Genomic DNA, 21,769 nt, shown 5'->3' on the forward strand with positions numbered 1-21,769 from the left:
AATTCAAAATATTAAAATGATTCTTAGGTAATAGATGATTATTAAACTAGAACAAATGTTTAAAAGCTGCTGTAGTCCTTGGCCTACATGGAATAATGAGATAGAATGATTTGATCTCAATTATTATTTAAAAAAACACAACATGTTTTCTATTACATTGTTTTTTGTAGCTTTAACACCAGCCAAAAAAAAGAAAAACTTACTTCTGATATGACCACAAACCAGCCCGCATCAACTACTCCTAAAAATAACACGTTAGTCCCTATAGCTATTATTGCTGGGTTATTTTTCATTTTCGGATTTGTTACATGGATCAATGGAGCTTTAATTCCATTTATGAAAACCATCAACGAACTGACAGATACACAATCTTATTTAGTGGCTTCGGCATCTTATATTTCATTTGTGGTCATGGCATTACCAGCTTCTTATATCTTAAAAAAGATTGGATATAAAAAAGGAATGTCTCTTGGATTAATCATTATGGCCGTAGGGGCTTTGGTTTTTATTCCTGCAGCAGAGGCTAGAACCTATTGGATTTTCTTAACTGGAATCTTTATACAAGGCGCAGGAATGACACTTTTACAAACTGCCTCTAACCCATACATAACCATTTTAGGGCCTATAGATAGTGCCGCTAAGAGAATTGCAATTATGGGAATTGCGAACAAAGTAGCTGGAGGATTGGGCTCAGTTATTTTTGGAGCTATTCTATTATCTGGAATAGGAGGGGTTAAAGAACAATTAGCAACCGTTAGTGCTGAAGAAAAAATAACGGTACTCAATACGATGGCAGATAGTGTGGTAATACCTTATATTATTATGGCAATAGTACTTTTTATATTAGGACTACTAATTTTAAAAGCTCCTTTACCAAATGTAACCGCACAGCCTATAGAAGTACCAAAGGAAGGTCATAAAACAAAAACAAGTATTTTTCAATTTCCACATTTATGGTTGGGTGTTTTTGCTTTATTCCTATATGTTGGTGTTGAAGTTATTGCAGGAGATACTATTATAGCATACGGGATATCATTAGATATTCCTGTAGAACGTGCTAAATTTTTTACCCTATTTACCCTAATGGCTATGGTGGCCACTTATGCTCTTGGTGTTGCCCTTATTCCTAAAATCATAAGTCAGGCTTTTGCACTTCGTGCAAGTGCTATTATAGGTATTGTATTTTCCTTATGTATTGTAAGTACCTCTGGTTTTATCTCTGTTCTTTTTGTGGCCGCTTTAGGAATTGCAAATGCCTTAGTTTGGCCTGCCATTTGGCCTTTAGCATTAACCGGTTTAGGAAAATTCACAGAAAGAGGTGCTGCATTATTAATTATGGCCATATCTGGAGGGGCCATATTACCTTTACTATATGGAGCATTAGTTGATCATAAAAAAGAAGCCTATGTAGCCTCTGCTATAACCGAAGCTTCCGCTACCGCTCAAGCAGCAACCTTTGGCTATTGGATACTAGTACCATGTTATGTATTTATTCTTTATTATGCCTTCTGGGGTCATAAGCGAGGATTAGAAAATAATTAAACTTTGAAAAGTGAAAAGCTAAATCCTTTATTTTTTAATTTTCTATATTTCGCATAATCAAATTCATATAAAAAAGCTCCTTTTTTAGAACCAGATTTATCTTTTTCATCTAATTGAATAAGAATATTCAGCGATAAGAGTTTCTTTCTAAAGTTACGTGTATCCATTTTTTTTTGAAAAATTTCTTCATACAACTTTTGAAGTTGTGGGATCGTAAATTTCTTTGGAAGTAACTCTAAGCCAATAGGGTAAAACTGGGCAACATTTCTTAATCGCTGTAACCCATCAGCTACCATTTGGTTATGATCTAAAACTAAATCTGGCACTTTTGAAACTTCAAACCATTTAGCACCATACTTAGCAGCTAAATTGGTGTTTTTTTCGGTTAACCGTATCAGCGCATACTGCCCTATTGAAATACAACGTGCTCCAGAGTCTCTCGCTACATCAGAATATGTTTTCAATTCTTCCATAAAAATATCATCTAATCCCGTAAAATCTTTTAAAACCCTCTTACCTGCAGCTTCAGCAGATTCATTGATTAAAACGAAACTACCTATAAGCGACCACATTCCTTTTAAAGGCGCTACTTGTCTATTAAATACTAATATCTTTAGTTCTCCGTCATCAAAACCAAAAATTATACAATCTACCGCTACATATAATTTAGATGCCAATGCATATCTACTTTCTTCCAAATGAAAATTTTTTACCAAATATAATAAATGTAATAAATACATTTATTATATTTGTGATTCTAATTCCTGAATTATGAGCTTCTATATCAACTTTACCCCAGACTTAATTGTTGAATCGCCTGGACGTATTAATTTAATTGGTGAACATACTGATTATAACCTTGGTTATGTATTACCAACAGCAATTGATAAGAAAATCACGCTAAAACTACGAAAAAATAACAGCGCGGATTGTAATGTTTATAGTTTAGATAATGAAAAAAATATTACTTTTTCATTAAACAATATTAGTCCTAGTACTGAAAGTTGGGAAAATTACATTCTAGGTGTTTTACATGAAATACAACAACTAACAGATAAACTGGAAGGTTTTGATTGTGTTTTGAGTAGTACGCTTCCTATAGGATCTGGGTTAAGCTCTTCTGCCGCCTTAGAATGCGGACTAGCTTTTGGTTTGAACGAATTGTTTGATTTGGGATTATCCAAAATTCAAATTGTTCATCTATCCCGTGCTGCAGAACATAATTACGTAGGTACTAAATGCGGTATTATGGATCAATATGCATCTGTAATGAGCAAATCTGGATATGTAATTAAATTAGATTGCAGAAGCTTAGCCTCTGAATACATCCCTTTACACCTAGGAGACTACAAATTACTTTTATTAAATACGAAAATTTCTCATAGCCTTGCAGATAGCGAATACAATACAAGATTAGCAGAATGTAGTACCGGGGTTGAAGCAATTAAAACATTAAACCCATCTGTTGTATCCCTACGAGATGTAGATGCATCAATGCTAGAAGCGGTAAAAGATACTATTACCGCAACAGTTTTTGATAGGTGCGCATATATCATTGAAGAAAATGAACGTGTATTACATGCCTCAGAAGCACTTACCCAAGGAGATTTAACTTCTTTTGGCACCTTAATGTATGGGTCTCATGACGGTTTACAACACAAATATGAAGTAAGTTGTCCTGAATTAGATTTTATGGTTGCCTATTCTCGTGCTAAAGATTTTATACTTGGCTCTAGAATGATGGGAGGTGGTTTTGGCGGTTGTACCATCAATTTAATTCATAAAGATGCCATTGAAGACTACATCTCTGAAATTGCTAGCGCTTACAAATCAAAATTTAATATTGAATTAGACGCATATATTGCCATGCCAGCTCACGGTACTATGCTTAAAACACTATAATTATGAATACAGTTTTTAACGAAAACCCACACAGAAGATATAATATACTTACCGGAGAATGGGTATTGGTTTCTCCTCATAGAACAAAACGACCGTGGCAAGGAAAGGTAGAAAAGCCTTTTATTCCTTTGACAGCAACCTATGATAAAAACTGCTATTTATGCCCTACGAACACAAGAATGGGTGGCGGACAAAATCCTGATTATAAGAGTGCTTATTCATTTGTGAATGATTTTTCGGCATTATTATCAGATACTCCCTCTGGAACCGTTGATGATAATTTATTGCAAGCTAAATCAGAAAGAGGCTTATGTAAAGTGATCTGTTTTTCACCGAATCATTCGCTAACATTACCTTTAATGGAAGAAAATGATATTGAAGCGGTAATTTCCCTTTGGCAAAAAGAGTATACGGAATTAGGCAATCTATCGTATGTGAATCACGTTCAAATTTTTGAAAATAAAGGAGACACTATGGGCTGTAGCAATCCACATCCGCACGGACAAATTTGGGCACAAGAGTCAATTCCCCAAGAAATTGCGAAAAAGTCAAAAAATCTAAGTGATTATTGGAACAAAAATAAAAAAAGTTTACTTTTATCTTATATTGAGCAAGAATTAAAGCTCAAAGAACGTATTGTAATTGAAAATGAGCACTTTGTAGCCTTAGTACCATTTTGGGCAATTTGGCCATACGAGACCATGATTGTTCCGAAAAGACATATTAAGAACATTGCTTTAATGAATAATGCTGAAAAAACAGATTTTTCAAAAACAATTAAAGAGCTTACCATTAAATATGATAACCTTTTTAGTACAAGTTTTCCTTATTCTGCCGGTATACATCAAGCACCTACTGATAATGAAGCACACGAAGAATGGCATTTTCACATGTCTTTTTACCCGCCATTGCTAAGGTCTGCTACGGTAAAGAAATTTATGGTTGGTTATGAAATGTTTGCAGATGCGCAAAGAGATATTACAGCAGAACAAGCTGCCAAAAGTTTGAGAGAATTAGACCGTGTTCATTACAGTAAACGTTAAATAATTACCTATGATATGAGTAAAAAAATCACCCTAAAAGAATTAGCACTCATATCTGAATTTTCTGTTTCTACTATTTCTAAAGCACTATCAGATAATCGAGAAATTAGCACCAAAACAAAGAAAAAAATAAAAGCCCTTGCTAAAGAATACAATTACAGGCCTAATATATATGCACGAAGTTTAAAAACAAAAAAAACAAAAACGATAGGGGTTATTATTCCTAATATTTTAGCACACTATTTTGCCAAAGTATTATTGGGTATTGAACAAGAAGTATCAAAAAAAGGGTATAGTATCATTACTTGTATTTCTGATGAATCTTATGAAAAGGAGACCAAAAGCATCGAGTTGTTTAATTCTGGATGCGTAGATGGTTTTCTTATTTCTTTATCAAAAGAAACGCAGTCTAACAATTTCTACGAGGAAATAAATGATGCTATTGAACAAGGGCTGCCTGTGGTTATGTTTGATAGAACTTCTGATAAGGTTAATGGCGATAAAGTAACTATCAATGATTTTGAATCTGCCTATAATGCCACACAATTATTAATTGAATCTGATCATAAAAAAATTATTTTTGTTTCCCCTATTTCAGGCACCAACGTAGGCAATGAAAGAGAAAAAGGCTATAGACAAGCTATCACAGAATTTTTTAAAGGAACAATAGCTCCTGAGGTTTTAAACTTTACGGACTATCCTGAATTTACCACAACACTTAAGCAGTATTTGGAAACTAACATTATTGATGGCATCGTAGCAGCAGATGAATTGTCTGCTATTTACGCTATGAATCTTGCCATTTCTAAAGGCTATAAGGTTCCTGAAAATTTAGCTGTGATTGGTTTTACTGATGGGATTCTTTCCAATAATAGTAATCCGCCTTTAAGTGTTGTAGATCAACATGAAACAGAATTAGGAAAAATTGCAGCAGCCACATTAATAGAACGTATTGAATCTAATGAAACTACAGCACCAAAAACCATTGTATTACCCTCAGAATTAATTCTGAGAAAATCTACCCACTCCGCAAGTTAATTTTTTTGCTCGTCCAGTATTAAAAAATTAATCTACAGTCCTATTCCAAAGGCTTTATTTCTATTCGTTAATTAAACCTGAATGTTCTTAAATTAGCGTTCATTTTAGGTACTTTTGCGGACTGAAAACAATATGAAAATGAATTTTTTATTAGATCCTTGGCCATGGTATGTTTCGGGGCCACTTATAGCAGTGACTATGATTTCCCTCATACTCTTCGGGAAAACGTTTGGAATGTCCTCTAACCTAAGAACACTATGTACTATTGGCGGGGCAGGAAAATATGCTGATTTTTTCAAATTTGATTGGAAGACCCAAAAATGGAACTTGACAGTAGTTTTAGGAACCATAATAGGTGGCTTTATTGCCGCAAATTTATTATCAAATGATAGTACTATGGCTCTTAGTGAAGCTACCATAACAGACTTACAGGCTTTAGGATTTTCAAATATTGGAGAAACTCTTTTGCCTCCAGAATTGTTTAGCCTAGAAAATATGTTTACGTTAAAAAGCTTATCCATTCTTATTATCTCAGGATTTCTAGTGGGCTTTGGCACACGCTATGCTGGTGGTTGCACTTCTGGACATGCTATTACAGGTTTAAGCAACTTACAGCTCCCTTCTTTAGTTGCTGTGATTGGTTTTTTTATCGGAGGTCTATTTATGATTTATGTATTATTCCCTTTAATTTTTTAATATGAAATTTTTAAAATTCTTATTCGTCGGTATATTTTTTGGAATAGTTTTGGTGAAATCTGAAGCTGTTTCTTGGTATAGAATCTTTGAAATGTTTAAGTTTCAGTCATTTCATATGTACGGAATTATTGGTTCTGCGGTATTCATTGGTATCATCGCTTTACAAATTATTAAAAAATACCATATAAAAAGTATTGACGGCGAGGCAATTATCGTTCCTCAAAAAGCTAAAAATTATAAGGCTAATAGTATTGGCGGTATTATTTTTGGATTAGGATGGGCACTCGGAGGTGCATGTCCTGGCCCTATGTATATGCTTTTAGGAACTGGAGTGTTTGCTATGGTCATCGTTATTTTATCGGCCATGCTAGGTACCTTTGTGTATGGGCTGATAAAAAACAAACTACCCCAGTAAATAGCACACTTTTTAAGAAAAAAAATATTTTAGTTAATTCATAATTTTTTTGAAATGCAACCAATTAGTACTGCATTATGTTCTTTTGGAATGAGTGGCCGTGTTTTCCACGCCCCATTTATAGCGGTAAATCCAAAATTTACCTTGTACGGTGTCTTAGAAAGAACTAAAAACTTAGCGCAAGATAAATACCCACATATTAAAACGTTTAGATCTCTTGAAGATTTACTCGCAGATGATGCTATAGAATTAGTAGTGGTAAATACTCCTAATATTACGCATTATGAATTTGCCAAAAAAACTATTCTTGCTGGTAAAAACCTAATTGTTGAAAAACCTTTCACCGCCACTGTTACAGAAGCAGAAGAATTAATAGCATTAGCCCAACAAAAAAATGTTATGATCTCTGTCTATCACAATAGAAGATATGATAGTGATTTTCTAAGTTTAAAAGAAGTGTTAGATAGCGGCGTACTCGGAGAAATCGTAGAAGCAGAATTTCATTACGACAGATATAAGCCCGAATTAAGTGAAAAAGTACATAAGGAAGTACCTACCGGAGCCGTTGGTAGCTTATATGATTTAGGAGCACACCTTATAGACCAAGCTATACAATTGTTTGGCACTCCTGATGCTGTATTTGCGGATATCGCTGCCTTTAGACCAAACTCACAAGTAGGTGATTATTTTGATGTGAAACTCTTTTACCCATCACATAGGGTAATTCTCAAATCTAGCTATTTTGTACGTGAACCTTTACCTGAAAACATCTTACATGGTAAAAAGGGTTCATTTATAAAAACAAAAGCAGATGTTCAAGAGCAAGATTTACAGACAGGAAAAATACCTAATGCTCCGCATTGGGGAATAGAACCCGATGCCGATAAAGGAATTTTACATACCGAAAAAAACGGAGTGGTGGTAAAAGAAAAAATCACCTCTTTAAAAGGTGATTATATGTTGTATTACGATGCCATCTATGATGCCATTAGAGCTAATAAACCTGTTCCAGTAAGCGCAAAAGAAGGCATGGAAGTCATCCGCATCATTGAAGCGGCGCTCAAAGTAACCAAGAAAAAAGAGTGGTATACTTAAGTGCTGATTAATTTTCATAGACCTTGATATAATCGATAATAAATTCTTGAGGAAAAATGCTATCATCAATAGTATCTCCTCCCAAATTACCACCAACCGCTGTGTTTAATATGATGAAAAATGGTTGATCAAAAGGCCAATTTTGTTCTGTTTTATGATCTGGTTCGTATTCGAACATTTTAACATCATCTACAAAAAAAACTATTTTATCAGGAGACCAATGTACAGCGTATACATGAAAACCATCTTCAATTCCATTGATTGTAGTAGTTTTCGTATACGCGTTTTCTCCATATTGCTCCTCAAAATGCAGTGTTGTGAATATGGTATTCGGTTTTCTTCCAATATATTCAAGGATATCTATCTCTCCACACAAGGGCCAGCCTACTTCAGAAATATTTGAACCTAACATCCAAAATGCTGGCCACAAACCTTTAGCCAAAGGCAACTTTGCTCTTGTTTCTATTCTTCCGTACTTAAATTCTTTTTTTCCTTTGGTAGTTATCCGTGAAGAAGTATATTTTTCATCTTCCTTTTTAATAGTTATATGTAAAAAACCATCTTTAAGCGTGTGGTTAGTTTTTGTATAGATTTGCTTTTCATTATTACCCCAACCACATAATTCTGGACAGCCATCTCCTAGCTCATAGTTCCAAACCTGTTCATCTAAAGTAGTTCCATCAAAGTTTTCTTCCCAAACCAATGCTTTTTTATTTGCACAACTTTGTACAAAAAAAGATAAACATAGCATGGCTAAACGCATATAGTTGTCCATGTACCTATTTTATTCTACTACTGAAAAATCTGTTTCTAAAGTAGTGATAGAACTTCCGCCAATAAACACTTTAAATGCTCCTGGCTCCACTTCCCACTTATTATTTGCGGTGTAAAATTGAAGTTTCTCTTTAGTAAGATCAAAACTTATCGTTTTAGATTCCCCCGGCTTAAGCGTAATCATTTTAAAATCTTTTAACTCTTTTACGGGTCTAGTTACACTAGCAAAAAGATCACGTATATACAATTGCACAACTTCTTTACCTTCGTATTTACCTGTATTTTTCAAAGTAAAAGAAACTGTAATAGACTCCTCTTCTTTCATTGTCGGTGCACTCAATGTTAAGCTACTATATTCAAACGTAGTGTAACTCAACCCATGACCAAAAGGATATAAAGGTGTATTACTCACATCACTATAATGTGACCAAAAAACCACATCTCCTCCGGGACTTGTTGGGCGTCCTGTATTTTTGTAATTGTAATACATAGGAATTTGACCTACATTTTTAGGGAATGTCATAGGTAGTTTACCACTTGGATTGTAGGCTCCATATAATACTTCTGCAATAGCATTACCACTTTGAGATCCTAAATGCCAAGCTTCTACTATTGTTGGTATATGTTCTTGTGCCCAATTAATTGTCAAAGGTCTCCCGTTCATTAAAACTAAAACAATATTTTTATTAACCGCATATACTTCTTTTAACAACTCTTCTTGTAAGCCTGGAAGATCTAAAGATGTTCTGCTACGTGCTTCTCCTGTTTGAAAACCATATTCTCCAAGCACCATAATTACAACATCTTTATTTTTTGCGGCCGCTACAGCCTCCTTTATTCCTGTTCTATCTGTAGTGTTGATTTTGGTTTCTAAAATAAACTTGTTCTCTCCTGTTGTTAGGTTTACACCCTTATGATGTTCTAAAGTATTCTTTGTATATTTTTTTAAGCCTTCTAAGACGGAAACCGCAGTATTATCATCTCCTGCAATTCTCCAACTACCTAAAGGGCTATTCTTATCTGCTGCTAAAGGACCAATTAAAGCAATATTTAAGCCTTTCTTCTTTAGAGGAAGAAGCTGACCTTCATTCTTTAAAAGAACAATAGATTTTTTAGCAATATCCAATACCGCTGCTGTATTCTCTTTACTTCCTATCACCTCTTTTTCTCGTGCTGTATTGCAATATAAATAAGGATCATCAAAAAGACCTAATTCAAACTTAACACGTAATATTCTTTTTACCGCGTCATCAATCTTAGCGACATCTACCTTACCTTCTGCTACTAATTCTTCTAAATATTTTACATACACATAAGATTCCATATCCATATCAGAACCTGCATTCAATGCCAAATTTGCTGCTTGCTTTCCATCTTTTGCATAGCCATGAGCAACCATCTCATTAATTGAACCCCAGTCCGAAACCATAAAACCTTTGTAATTCCATTCTTTTTTTAGTACTTCTCGCTGTAAAAAAGCATTCCCCGTTGCTGGAATCCCGTTTAACTCATTAAAAGAATTCATAAAGGTCTTAACATCTGCTTTTATAGCTGCTTGAAAAGGAGGAAAAATAATATTGTATAAGGTTGATGTACCTACGTCTACGGTATTGTAATCTCTTCCTGATTCTGAAAAACCATAACCTGCAAAGTGTTTAGCTGTAGCTGCAATGGTAAAGGGTGAAGCTAAATTATCACCTTGAAACCCTTTTACACGGGCGTAGGCAATCTTACTCCCTAAATAAGGATCCTCGCCTGCTCCTTCCATCACTCTACCCCAACGTGCATCACGAGAAATATCTATCATAGGAGCAAAAGTCCAATTAATACCGCTTGCTGCTGCTTCTGCCGCGGCTACTTCTGATGATTTTTTTATAGCTTTAAGATCCCAACTTGCAGCCTCTGCTAAAGGAATAGGGCTAATGGTTTTATAGCCGTGTATGACATCAAAACCTATAATTAAGGGTATACCTAACCTTGTTTCTTCTACTGCTATTTTTTGTACTTTACGTACTTCTTCAACCCCAGTAACATTTAACATAGAGCCTACCAAGCCGGTTTTAAGATGCTCGTATTTATTGGCTGCATCACCATCTTTAGGAGAGGGCCCCGTAACATTCCAGAAACCATTGTATTGGTTCATCTGACCAATTTTTTCTTGGAGGGTCATTATAGAAAGTAGTGAATCTACCTTCTGATCAATGCTTGACTTTTTTCCTTGACTCAGGCCTAGATTGCAAAACAATCCGATACAAATAATCACTTTGAAATTCATGTGTTCTAATTTATTATAATAGTACGGTATTTTATTGAACTAAAAAAGGAGTAATTGAGCTATGAATTCTCAATTACTCCAGCATAAAAAACTCAATTATTGATACACTCTCACATAATCAATTTCCATAGTATCTTCCGTAAAAGCAGGATCAATATCTCCTCCTAAAGTTCCTCCCATAGCAACATTTAAGATCAAGAAAAAATCTAAATTAAATACTGAATCGCTTGAATTTGCTTGTGTAAAGAAAACTTCATCATCTACAAGAATATTTATTTCATCGGCGGTCCAATCTACTACATAGTTATGAAATTCTGTTGTAGAAGTCTCATTATCAATAGAATTGGTAGGCGCATCTCCTCCACTATTACCTGGAAAATGCAGGGCTGCCGATGTTATCGTTTTATCCCAACCTGTCTGCTCCATGACATCTATTTCTCCACATGCTGGCCAATTAACATCTTCAATATTTGATCCTAACAACCAAATTGCAGGCCAAGTACCTTGTGCTGCTGGTAGTTTAGCTCTAACTTCTACACGACCATATTTAAAATCAAAAAGCCCTTGAGATTTTAACCTTGCTGAAGTATACCCTCCTACACCATCTGCCTTGGCCGTAATTTTAAGAGAACCATCTTCTACGATAGCATTTTCTAAATTATTCGTATAGTTCTGAGATTCTCCATTTCCCCAACCTCCTGCTCCAAGGTCATAGGTCCAACTTAAAGCATCTGGTGCTCCTGCAATATCAAATTCATCTGACCAGAACAAGGTGTTAAATTCTGATTCAAATTCTTCGTTAACCGTTTCCTCTACTTCTTCTTGATTTGTTAAAATAAACCACCAGTTAAATTCGCTGTTACCATCTGCAGTGGTCAGTATCATTTCATTTGCAGTTCTACTGAATATTCTATACTTATGGTTTCCACCTGTGTAATACCCTAAAAAAGCAGTACCTCCTAAACTAAGAGTTTCTACGCCATCAGGAGCGGTAAGAGACCACTGGTTACTATAATCCGTATACGGATAATTTTCAATATCGGATCCATTCGCCTCTTCATTATGAGCACCAAGTTCATCTACTAAATTTACTCTCCCAAATATGGTTCCGCTAGTATCCACAGAAGGGTCATCATTCACGCTATTTGTAATGTGGGTAAAAGTACCATCGGCATTAAAAATATAACGATCATCATACATTCCTGTAGCAGACTTTTCATTTGCCGCAGCGCTGTACCATTCTGCTGGGATATTTCCTCCCACAGGCCCAAGGCCAAAATGCCCACCTGATTCTGCTTTAATACGCCAAGTTCTAGTCCCGTCTGCCACCAACATCTGCAACAATTCTTCCGGAGCTGAATACGAGGCAAAAACCTCTAAATCTAATAAATAGCTTGTAGATAACCCTGCAGATCCAACAGCAATAACTGCCACTGTGTAAGTGTTTAACCCTGTAGTACTAAAATTATAGGTTTTAGCCCCAGAAGGAATTGCTTCCCTATTACCGTTATAAACAAACTGGTAAGAAATAGCATCATCTGCAGTAGCTATTAAATTTACAGTACCACTACCATCTCCATTTGGATTATCTGCATCTGCACCCACCAATTCTACAGATACCTGTAAATTGGAAGGGGCAACTATAATATCTAGATCAGGCTCATCTTCTTGACACCCCAAGAAGAATACCCCAAAAATACCTATTAGGATTATTTTAAAATTTCTCATAATTATAGCTTTTTTTTATTAATCTTTTACAAGCTTGAATTGCCAAAAAACACCAGAACCTGTTCCAGTCTCAATCACTACACTCATAGTATTGTTATCTATAAATGTAGCATTATAGACAATTGAACTAGGTGCATCTCCTGATGCTGCTAGCTCCCCTGTATTTGTTCCTTTAGCTAGGGTAATATAAGCTCCAATACCACTTATCGTAATCGTACCCGCAGACTCATCATATACATAGGTAGCAGCCGCAGATCCGTCATGAGGAGCAACAGGGGCAGCACAAGAATCTGAACCACCTTGCCAGCCTTCTGTCCAAGTTTCGGTTCCTAAATCTACAGAATAACTGTCATCTGCACCAAAAATATATGCATCATCTATTAAACATGCGTGATCAATAATACCTTGATCATCCAAAGAGAACCAACTCACATCACCGATAGCTGGACCTACTCCATAAGAACCTGCCTCAGAAGCTAATCTCCAGGTACCCACAATTGGCGCTGCAACTTTTTTAACTAATTTAAATTGCCAAAAAACTCCCGCACTAGTTTCTAAATACATATTCATAGTATTTTTGTCTTCTGATAAAGAGACATTGTACGTAATTGAATTTGGAGCATCAGCAGGTGAGCTCAATTCGCCATTATTGGTTCCTTTTGCCAGCGCTATAAAAGCTCCTGTTCCCGTAAGGGTAAGTGTACTCGTTGCATCATCGTAACTATAAGATGCTGAACCAGAACCATCATGTGGTGCTACAGGAGCTCCACAAGAATCTGTACCTCCTTGCCAAGCTTCAATCCAAGTTTCTGATCCTAATAGCGTATTAAATGTACCCCCTGATCCAAAAACATACTCGTCATCAATAAAACATGCTCTATCTTCAATACCTTGCGCATCTAGCGAAAACCAACTCACATCACCAATAGCAGGACCTACTCCAAAAGAACCTGCCTCAGAAGCAAGTACCCAAGTACCTATAAAATCTTCTAAAGTTGCAGAAACAGGCTCTGTAATACTCACAGTCTCTTCATATTCAATAGTGGTTACACTTGCACCTTTAGCAACAACTCTAATGGTATAATCTCCAGCAGTAGCGTAAGTATATGTAGCCACTTCACCGGCCATAATCGTTATTGGTTCTTCCGCCGCATCTGCTCCAAAATAAACATCAAAAACAGTAGCATTATCTGCAGTAGGAGTAACAGATACCTCATACGTATTAGCAACCGTTATCTCTGCTGCTAAGTTTGATGGTGGCGTAAAGGAAATTGAAATGCTTTTATTAAGTTCACTCGTAAGACCTGAAGCACTCAAGGCGACAATTCTTATGATATAATCCCCTTCTTCATATACGTGCGAAGCCTCTTCGCCAGGAGCAATAGCTGCAGGCGTCTCATCTTCTATATCTCCAAAGTATACTTGAAAACTTGTTACACCTTCTGCTGTGGGCGTAAGTGTTACCGTACCCGTATCATCATTAGATATATCAAATGCCGCTGTAACATTAGAAGGTGCAGATACATCTTTAAATGCATAGGAAACTTCATCATCTGTACAAGCACTAATTGCGATTATGCTCAAAAAGCAAATAACTAAATTTTTTATAATCTTCATTTTTACAATTTTTTTTTATTAATATCCTGGATTTTGATCCCAACGGTTTCCTGACAATTCTATTTCTATAGATGGAATAGGAAATAATTCATGCTTTCCTGATTGAAACCCATCTATTTCTTCAGCTGCTCTTCCTGTTCGTACTAAATCAAAAAAGCGATGCCCCTCCCCTACTAATTCTACTCTTCTCTCTTGGTAGATAGCGGTAGTTAAACTAGAACCAGTTGTGGTCACCTCATCTAAATTTGCTCTTTCCCGTACTCTGTTAAGGTAAATAAGCGCACGTGAATCGCTTATACTACCTCTGTTTAAAGCTTCGGCTGCCATTAGTAAGACATCCGCAAAACGTATTGCTCTATAATTATTTGGGTTTGTTAGGTTGGCATCTCCTGTATTTGAATCTTCGGCAGCATCTAACCTTGGAAGGTATTTTCTGTTGAAATATCCCGTATGTTCATTACCCGTTCCAAAAGTTGCACCGGTTTCTTCTGCCCATGCCTCTATATTTAATATGGCAATATCTCTACGCGTATCACCCGCTTCAAATGCATCGTAGACTTCTTGAGTAGGGATATTAAAACTAAATCCTGATTCGAAATTAGGACCAGCATAATTTCTAATTCCATTAAACCCAACAGCAACATTACCTTCACTACACTGCAAGCACTCAAAGCCAGCGCCTTCTTTATCCGTATACTGTACTTCAAAAACAGATTCTATATTATTTTCATTATCCAATTCAAACATGGTGCTGTAGTCTTCTAAAAGATCATAAGGACCGTTATTTATTAAATCTTCTAACACATTTGCTGCTTCGGTAAATTTATCTTGATATAGATAAGCTTTTCCTAAAAGTGCCTGTGCTGCTCCTTTGGTAATTCTACCTTTTTGTGCTTGGGTATACGGTAAATTGTCTACTGCATATTGTAAATCAATTTCAATTTGTGCGTATATCTCAGCAACAGGTGTTCTTCCTACCAAATACTGATCGCCAAATAATAATCGTTGATCTACAGCCAAAGGAACATCTCCAAACCATTTCACGAGTTCAAAATAATAATAAGCCCTTAAAAATGTAGCTTCTGCTAAAAGCGCTTCTTTTCCTGTGAAATCGGTTTTATCTTTAAATTCCAAAACATAGTTGGCCCGATTAACGCCAGCAAACATCCATCCCCAGATACTTTCTAATTGTACATTTAAAGAGGTATGCAACATATCATCTATTTGTTGTATTCCAATTACATCTGTAGCACTTTCACCACCTGCCAAAGTGTTATCAGAAGCAATTTCCCCCAACATTACATTAAGATATGTAGATTGAAGCAAATCATAAGCCCCCGTTAGTGCCGATTGATAATCTTCTTCTGAGTTGAAAAAATCTTCTGAGTTTTCATCTTCTGATTCAACATTTACAAAGTCATCACTACAGGATATAGAAAATATCGTAATACTGGCAAACGCAATAACGTGTTTTAAAAAAGTGTTTTTTATCATCATTACATTAAAATTTAAGGTTTAAACCTAATAAGTAGGTACGTGGTACTGGATAAAATCCTGAATCAAATCCTGATCCTATTGGATCTCCAGAAGATGCTGATGGATCAAATCCTTTATATTTAGAAAAAGTAAAAACATTACTAGCAGATACATACAAACGTAATTTGCTTATCCCCATGTCCTTGATTCCCTCGCTATTTAGAGCATATCCTAATTGCATATTCTGTGCTCTGACAAATGAACCATCTTCTACATAAAAATCTGAAAATAAAATATTAGAAGTTGCTCCATTTGTTACCCTTGGATATTCATTGGTACTTCCTTCCCCTGTCCATCTATTCAAAGCATAAGCAGATTGATTTGTTATAGGATTATTTCTGTCATAATTTCTAACAATATCATTACCAAGTGATGCGAAAATATAAGTCTGAAAATCAAAATTCTTATAATCAAATGAGAGGTTTAAACCCATTGTAAAGTCAGGAATTGGATTTCCTAGATCTGTACTATCATCAAAATTAATGATGCCATCTCCGTTCACATCTGCGAAGCGAATATCTCCAGGAGCTGCTGCCGAACCAAGGCCTATTTGAGTTGGGTGTGCATCTATCTCTGCCTGGTTTTGAAAAATACCATCTGTCTTAAGTCCATAAAAATATCCTATTGGAAGACCAGCCTCCATACGGGAAACACCTGATTGTCCTATTCCAAAACTACCGCCTTGCTCATATCCTATTCCATTTTCAACACTTAGTACTTCATTTTCTAGATATGTGAAATTATAATTGATTCCGAATCTAAAATTTTCCGAGTATGGTGTTTCATAACCGATAGCAAACTCAAAACCACTATTACGTACAGAGCCCGCATTGGCAATAGGGTTTCCTGCACCTGGTGCAGCGGTTCCTAGAATTCCGGAAGATTCTACAACTAGTAATAAATTATCTGTTTGCTTATTAAAGTAGTCTGCAGTAATATTAATTGTATTATCAAAGAGTTTTGCATCCAATCCAATATCTAAGGTAGTTTGTTCTTCCCACTGTATTTCTGGATTAGAAACTCTACCTACCGCTTGTCCAAATACTAATTCATTGTCAAACACATAGGTACCTTCCCCTGATAATAAAGAAACAAACCCAAACCCAGGTATTCTATCATTACCTAAGATTCCGTACGATGCTCTTAATTTTACAAAATTAAGCACAGTATTCTCCTTAAAGAAATCCTCATCAGACACTACCCATCCTAATGAACCTGAAGGGAAATAACCAAATTTATTATCTGGACCAAATGCTGTTGAACCATCTCGTCTAACTACTGCAGAAAGTAAATATTTTCCTTTATAGTTATACTGCATTCTAGCAAAATAAGACAGTAATCTTGAATCATATAATCTATTGGAACGGGTCACAAAAGAATCATTGAATAAATTAGCTGTTTCTAAACTAGGATCAGACAAGGTAGTATTGGTTACACCTTCATAGGTTCCTCCGTACTCGTCTGCTGTAGTTTTAAACACGGAAGTACCTAATGTTATTTTTAAATCATGGACCTCATTAAAGAGCTTATCATAATCTATATAAGCATCAAAAGTATAATCTCTATAGAACTCATTGGACACTCCGTAAGCAGCAGTTGTTCTATCAAATACCGTATTATTTCCAACATTTCCAAAATCTGAAATTGGAAAATAGGCAGAATAATCTACTTCTGAATAGTTCCATTGATAGTTAGAGGTTACTTTAAAATTATTTAAAAAGGAATAATCTAAACCGAATACGCCACTAATTTTATCAATTTTTGTTCTATTGAAAGTGTTCTGCAATTGCGCCAATGGGTTTATCACCTCAATTGGATGCCCAAGAGCTCTAGTAAAACTTCCATCTACAGCTGTAGCACTAAGTATTGGTGAAATATTGAGTGCATTGAACAAAACAGAACCCAAGCCTCCCTCGGCCAGTGTCTTTCTCAATGTACCTGTATAAATTAAGTTGGCTTTAAAATTTAAACCATCAAACAGTTCCGTATTGAAATTCAATCTTGTATTATACCTCGTAAAATTAGCTTTAGACCCTCCAACAATACCGTCTTGTGTAAGTACAGAGGAACCAAAAGAATATCTTGATTTTTCTGTACCTCCGCTAATCGTTAAGTTATGATTGAAAATTGGAGCTTTTTGGAAGACTTCATCTTGCCAATCTGTACCCGTTCCCAATAGTGCTAAATTAGGATATGGAATTGCTTCACCATTTGCCGCGGCAGCCTCATTTTTAATAACTCCATATTCCGTAGCGTTTAACAGAGGTAATCTTCTGGTAGTTTCTTGAAAGCCTCCATAAGTATCATAAGAAAATTGCAGTGGTGTTGATTTCTTTCCTGTTTTTGTTGTAATTAAAATAACTCCGTTTGCTGCTCTAACTCCGTAAATACCTGCTGTAGCATCTTTCAATACATTGATACTTTCAATATCTCCTGGATTCACAACACTCAAATCTTCAATAACATTACCATCCACTAAAATTAATGGGTTGTTATTTCCATTTGTAGAGACACCCCTTATTCTAATATTTGATGCACTACCTGGAGAACCAGATTGTGAAGTTATATTTACTCCAGCAACTTGCCCCTGTAGCGCTTGCTCTATACGCGTTGGCTTCAATTGCTCAATAGTTTCTGCTCCAATTACAGTAACCGCTCCTGTGATTTCTTTTTTAGTCTGAGTACCATACCCTATGACCACCACCTCACTTAAGGCACTAACATCTTCGCTTAAAGTAATCGTAATAAAATTAAAATCTTTAATTGCGATTTCTTTGGTAGTATACCCTATGTATGAAACCACAAGTACATCTCCTACTTTTAATTTATCGACAGTAAAATTTCCATCAAAATCTGTTGTAGTTCCTCGTGTTTGATTTTTTACGACCACATTCACCCCAGGCAAAACATCATTAATGCTCCCATCCTTTACAGTACCATTCACTGTAAAATCTTGAGCCCAAGAAGTTGTGGTTAAAAAAATTGCTAAGAGCAACAAAAATATGTTTTTCATATGTTGAGTTTTAGAATTCCGAATTTATAAAGACATATTTTATCATTATAATAACAGACCACAACAAAAAATATACATATCGTAATTAAAACTTCATAAATAGAGATATAAGCAATGAGAATAAGCCTTAAGCCCTTTCTTCTTTTAAGATAGTTTTATCTTAATGAAGTCTTAAAGAACCTTGTTGTATGGGTAATGTTGTAGTGTAAAAAATACGTGTAGTGTTCACTAGAGCTTAAGAATGTAATCTGTTAAGCCCATTTCATGTGCTAGATCCATTTTTTTACGCAAACGGTAGCGCTTAACCTCCACACTTCTTACAGAGATATTCAATAGCGGTGCTATTTCCTTGGAAGATAAATTTAAGCGCAGGTAAGCGCACAACCTTAAATCATTGGGGGTTAAATCTGGATGTGTTGTTTTTATATTTTTTAAGAATTCTTTGTCTGCATTATTAAATGCATCTTCAAAAAATTTCCAATCATCCTCATTATTAATATTCCTATCAATAGTTTTAATTACGGAATTTACTTGTTGTGGCGTCTTACTCTCTTGCAGTTGCGTTTTAATAGCATTTAGAAATTCATTCTTTTTAATAATACTCATTGTAGATATAGCAAGCTCTCTACTTTTATTATCTATTTCCTGATTTAATTTCTCATTTTTAATTTGAATAAGCTTTTTTTCTGCTTTGATCTTTTTTCGTTTTAGCTTCTTCTCATTCTCTTTTAAGAGTTGTTCTTGCTGCTTTCTATAATATCTACGATATAACCTATGTATAAAATACCCTAAAGCAATAAAAACTAGTACGTATATCAAAATTGCTAAATTGGAAGCATACCAAGGCCTTAAAATCTCAAAGGTATAACTCGCTATATTTTCACTTAATTCATTACCAACTTTCGCCCTTACTTTAAAGGTGTACTCCCCAAAAGGCAAGTTTTCAAAAGCAACCTTAGAAGTCTCTGACCAAGAACTCCACACTCCTGATAAGCCTATTAATTGGTATTGATAATTTACCTCTGTATATTTCTCATAGCTAGGAACACTATACTCAAAGTATACATTATTCAAGCTATACTCAAAAGTAGTACCAATATCCTTTAGAGAAACTTTTTGCAACGCAATAGAATCACTATTCTTATTAGCTACATCTGTTAAAGCTATTTCAAATTTCCTAACCCTTAATTTATCTAGATCTAGTGTTATATACCCATTAGAAATCCCAATTAAATAGGTGTTTACCGCTATTCTTTTTATATTTTCAAAACCTAAGACGCCTAAACTTCTTCTGAACGAACTTGGGATTGCTATTTTCTTTACCTCTGGTTGCCCATTAAATTTATTAGCCGCTAAGGCTATAATATTTTTATCTGTAAAAGCCCACAACAAGTCCTCGCTAACATCTGGAACAACAATACCTATTAAACGTTCATCCTTTTCAAATAAGAGACTGGTGAAAAGCGAATCTTTTTCCAGGTTTTTATTTTTCTCATTGAAACGTAATACCCCATTATTTGAAGCGTGTAAAATAGTTTTTTCATAAGCAACTAAGCTTGCACCTGTACCTAATACTGGAGCATCAACCACCTTAATAACTTTAGAAAAAGAAGAATCTAAGCTTAGCCTAAAGACTCCTTTAAATTCATGATTTACAAGTACATCTTGACTTTGGGTGAATTCAAAAAAGCGACTAGAAATATCAAACCCTTCAATTTTGTTTCTGAAGACCCATTGTGAACCTTCTTTTTTAAGAATACTGAGTCCGTTATAATTACCCTGCAACAAAAGTGAATCATTGCCTGGAATTTTTTTAATATCCCAAGCCCCAGGAAAGCTTGTTATTTGTGTTGCTAGTTTACCCGCTACCGTAAAAGTTCCTGCATTGTGACCACAAAAAAGAACCCCATCTATTTCTTTTAAAAACCAAACTTGACCGTTTGTATTCGCCACAATCTTGAAATCATCATTACTTGATTTTTCCTTATAAAATAATCCCTGGTTAGTTCCCAAGTACAAGTAATCTTTATAAATTGCCGCTGTATAAACCACTCCTAATTTTCCAACAGTATCTATATACTCCTTAAATGGAGCACTAAAATTTAAGACACTAATGCCATTATTTAAACCTAGCCAAACATTGCCCTCTAGGTCTTCAAAAATAGAAAGTACAGTATTGTCATGGAGTCCTTTTTTCTGATCAATCTTTTCTAATAGTACTCCAGACGCACTCACATGGTACACCCCATCTGAAATAGTCCCTAAAATAAAACTACCATTCTCTAATTGAGCACTACTATAAATATTTAATTCCTGTAATTCATTATTTATAGCTACCTGCCACTTTGCGATCTTACCTTCTTTCAAAAGAAAAAACCCTTCTTTCTCAGTAAGTACTAATGCGCCAGCAGAAGTAGTGAACAAACCAATTATAAAATTTGATTTTAAGATAGCATCATCAGATACTAAAAGAGCTTTACCACTTTCAATTTTAAAAAGCCCTTTACCTGACTTTTGAAAATAGATTCCTGACTTATTTTTAAAGATTCTGGCTCTAGTGCTTTCGGAAGCTACTACGGTAAAACTTTCTGTTTTTAAATTGTAGATATAGATGCGTTGTAAAGATTGAAAAAGGACATAGGAATCTAAAGTAATAATATTCCAAAACTCCTCATCCTCAATCATAGGAGTACTTAATTTTTGATTCAAAGATTCATAGATTAAATCTCCGAAATCATCTTTAGACCAATAACCAAACTCCATATAACACCCCGTAAAAATACGATCATCAACGACTTTTACTGCACGTATATGAGAGCCATTAGGAGAAGCATAGGTTTTCCATGAAGCACCATTATAGGCTAATAACCCATAGTTATTTCCTACATAGATGTATTTTTCACTTGATTGTGAGATGCTCCAATTTTGATTACCTCCATTATAAGCGGTAGGAGAAAAATTATGTACAGGAGGTAATTCTTGCGCAAGACTAATTAAGGTGTATAGGAATAAGCTGATACCTAGTATATATCTCAAAAGCGATAATTTAAATCCATGAGGTCTTGGAATTAAAGATAATGATTTGAAGAGAAAAT

Annotated in this window: 15 protein-coding genes; 7 read left to right on the forward strand and 8 right to left on the reverse strand. The window is 35.2% G+C overall.

All coding sequences use genetic code 11. The annotated features are described in order from the left end of the window. Nucleotides 1-210 precede the first annotated feature (210 nt). On the forward strand, nt 211-1,542 hold the full coding sequence (locus CELAL_RS02280) for a sugar MFS transporter (protein ID WP_013549295.1): 1,332 nt from the start codon (nt 211-213) through the stop codon (nt 1,540-1,542). On the opposite strand, the gene CELAL_RS02285 is transcribed toward CELAL_RS02280, so the two are convergent. Further along, complete coding sequence (locus CELAL_RS02285; RefSeq protein ID WP_041557897.1) at nt 1,539-2,240, reverse strand: NUDIX hydrolase; 702 nt, start codon at nt 2,238-2,240, stop codon at nt 1,539-1,541. The genes CELAL_RS02280 and CELAL_RS02285 overlap by 4 nt on opposite strands. Before the next feature lie 73 nt (nt 2,241-2,313). On the opposite strand from CELAL_RS02285, the gene galK reads away from it, so the two are divergent. From galK to CELAL_RS02315, 6 genes are all read left to right on the forward strand, one after another. Beyond that, nucleotides 2,314-3,444 carry a galactokinase gene (gene galK, locus CELAL_RS02290; protein WP_013549297.1) on the forward strand — a complete coding sequence of 377 codons (1,131 nt, stop codon included), beginning with the start codon at nt 2,314-2,316 and terminating at the stop codon, nt 3,442-3,444. Nucleotides 3,445-3,446: 2 nt separating this feature from the next. Continuing rightward, a complete protein-coding gene (locus CELAL_RS02295) occupies nt 3,447-4,487 on the forward strand; it encodes a UDP-glucose--hexose-1-phosphate uridylyltransferase (RefSeq protein WP_013549298.1) in 1,041 nt (346 codons plus the stop codon). A gap of 15 nt (nt 4,488-4,502) precedes the next feature. After that, entirely contained in the window at nt 4,503-5,525 is a 1,023-nt protein-coding gene (locus CELAL_RS02300) for a LacI family DNA-binding transcriptional regulator (protein WP_013549299.1), read from the forward strand. 138 nt (nt 5,526-5,663) lie between these two features. Continuing rightward, complete coding sequence (locus CELAL_RS02305; protein WP_013549300.1) at nt 5,664-6,221, forward strand: YeeE/YedE family protein; 558 nt, start codon at nt 5,664-5,666, stop codon at nt 6,219-6,221. 1 nt (nt 6,222) lies between these two features. Continuing rightward, nucleotides 6,223-6,636, forward strand: coding sequence for a DUF6691 family protein (locus tag CELAL_RS02310; RefSeq protein ID WP_013549301.1), 414 nt, complete (start codon nt 6,223-6,225; stop codon nt 6,634-6,636). 54 nt (nt 6,637-6,690) lie between these two features. Next, entirely contained in the window at nt 6,691-7,731 is a 1,041-nt protein-coding gene (locus CELAL_RS02315) for a Gfo/Idh/MocA family oxidoreductase (RefSeq protein WP_013549302.1), read from the forward strand. A gap of 7 nt (nt 7,732-7,738) precedes the next feature. Here CELAL_RS02315 and CELAL_RS02320 read toward each other — a convergent pair whose 3' ends face one another. The 7 genes from CELAL_RS02320 to CELAL_RS02350 form a co-directional block, all read right to left on the reverse strand. Continuing rightward, on the reverse strand, nt 7,739-8,506 hold the full coding sequence (locus tag CELAL_RS02320; protein WP_013549303.1) for a glycoside hydrolase family 16 protein: 768 nt from the start codon (nt 8,504-8,506) through the stop codon (nt 7,739-7,741). A 9-nt stretch (nt 8,507-8,515) separates the two neighbouring features. After that, the gene (bglX, locus tag CELAL_RS02325) at nt 8,516-10,780 is read right to left on the reverse strand and encodes a beta-glucosidase BglX (protein WP_013549304.1); all 2,265 of its coding nucleotides are present in this window, start codon (nt 10,778-10,780) and stop codon (nt 8,516-8,518) included. A gap of 96 nt (nt 10,781-10,876) precedes the next feature. Next, nucleotides 10,877-12,508 carry a glycoside hydrolase family 16 protein gene (locus CELAL_RS02330; protein ID WP_013549305.1) on the reverse strand — a complete coding sequence of 544 codons (1,632 nt, stop codon included), beginning with the start codon at nt 12,506-12,508 and terminating at the stop codon, nt 10,877-10,879. Nucleotides 12,509-12,526: 18 nt separating this feature from the next. Next, nucleotides 12,527-14,125, reverse strand: a complete 1,599-nt coding sequence (locus CELAL_RS21340) for a fibronectin type III domain-containing protein (protein ID WP_013549306.1) — start codon at nt 14,123-14,125, stop codon at nt 12,527-12,529. A gap of 18 nt (nt 14,126-14,143) precedes the next feature. After that, a complete protein-coding gene (locus CELAL_RS02340) occupies nt 14,144-15,622 on the reverse strand; it encodes a RagB/SusD family nutrient uptake outer membrane protein (RefSeq protein ID WP_013549307.1) in 1,479 nt (492 codons plus the stop codon). A 4-nt stretch (nt 15,623-15,626) separates the two neighbouring features. Then, on the reverse strand, nt 15,627-18,674 hold the full coding sequence (locus CELAL_RS02345; RefSeq protein ID WP_013549308.1) for a SusC/RagA family TonB-linked outer membrane protein: 3,048 nt from the start codon (nt 18,672-18,674) through the stop codon (nt 15,627-15,629). 228 nt (nt 18,675-18,902) lie between these two features. Further along, on the reverse strand, nt 18,903-21,710 hold the full coding sequence (locus CELAL_RS02350; protein WP_013549309.1) for a helix-turn-helix and ligand-binding sensor domain-containing protein: 2,808 nt from the start codon (nt 21,708-21,710) through the stop codon (nt 18,903-18,905). Nucleotides 21,711-21,769: the final 59 nt, after the last annotated feature.

Source organism: Cellulophaga algicola DSM 14237, from assembly GCF_000186265.1.
Classification (GTDB): domain Bacteria; phylum Bacteroidota; class Bacteroidia; order Flavobacteriales; family Flavobacteriaceae; genus Cellulophaga; species Cellulophaga algicola.

What these genes read in the sequence shown, in the direction of transcription:
- CELAL_RS02280 (WP_013549295.1), top strand. Translation starts at nt 211, where the DNA reads ATGACCACAAACCAGCCCGCATCAACTACTCCTAAAAATAACACGTTA.
- galK (WP_013549297.1), top strand. Translation starts at nt 2,314, where the DNA reads ATGAGCTTCTATATCAACTTTACCCCAGACTTAATTGTTGAATCGCCT.
- CELAL_RS02295 (WP_013549298.1), top strand. Translation starts at nt 3,447, where the DNA reads ATGAATACAGTTTTTAACGAAAACCCACACAGAAGATATAATATACTT.
- CELAL_RS02300 (WP_013549299.1), top strand. Translation starts at nt 4,503, where the DNA reads ATGAGTAAAAAAATCACCCTAAAAGAATTAGCACTCATATCTGAATTT.
- CELAL_RS02305 (WP_013549300.1), top strand. Translation starts at nt 5,664, where the DNA reads ATGAATTTTTTATTAGATCCTTGGCCATGGTATGTTTCGGGGCCACTT.
- CELAL_RS02310 (WP_013549301.1), top strand. Translation starts at nt 6,223, where the DNA reads ATGAAATTTTTAAAATTCTTATTCGTCGGTATATTTTTTGGAATAGTT.
- CELAL_RS02315 (WP_013549302.1), top strand. Translation starts at nt 6,691, where the DNA reads ATGCAACCAATTAGTACTGCATTATGTTCTTTTGGAATGAGTGGCCGT.
- CELAL_RS02320 (WP_013549303.1), bottom strand. Translation starts at nt 8,506, where the DNA reads ATGGACAACTATATGCGTTTAGCCATGCTATGTTTATCTTTTTTTGTA.
- bglX (WP_013549304.1), bottom strand. Translation starts at nt 10,780, where the DNA reads ATGAATTTCAAAGTGATTATTTGTATCGGATTGTTTTGCAATCTAGGC.
- CELAL_RS02330 (WP_013549305.1), bottom strand. Translation starts at nt 12,508, where the DNA reads ATGAGAAATTTTAAAATAATCCTAATAGGTATTTTTGGGGTATTCTTC.
- CELAL_RS21340 (WP_013549306.1), bottom strand. Translation starts at nt 14,125, where the DNA reads ATGAAGATTATAAAAAATTTAGTTATTTGCTTTTTGAGCATAATCGCA.
- CELAL_RS02340 (WP_013549307.1), bottom strand. Translation starts at nt 15,622, where the DNA reads ATGATGATAAAAAACACTTTTTTAAAACACGTTATTGCGTTTGCCAGT.
- CELAL_RS02345 (WP_013549308.1), bottom strand. Translation starts at nt 18,674, where the DNA reads ATGAAAAACATATTTTTGTTGCTCTTAGCAATTTTTTTAACCACAACT.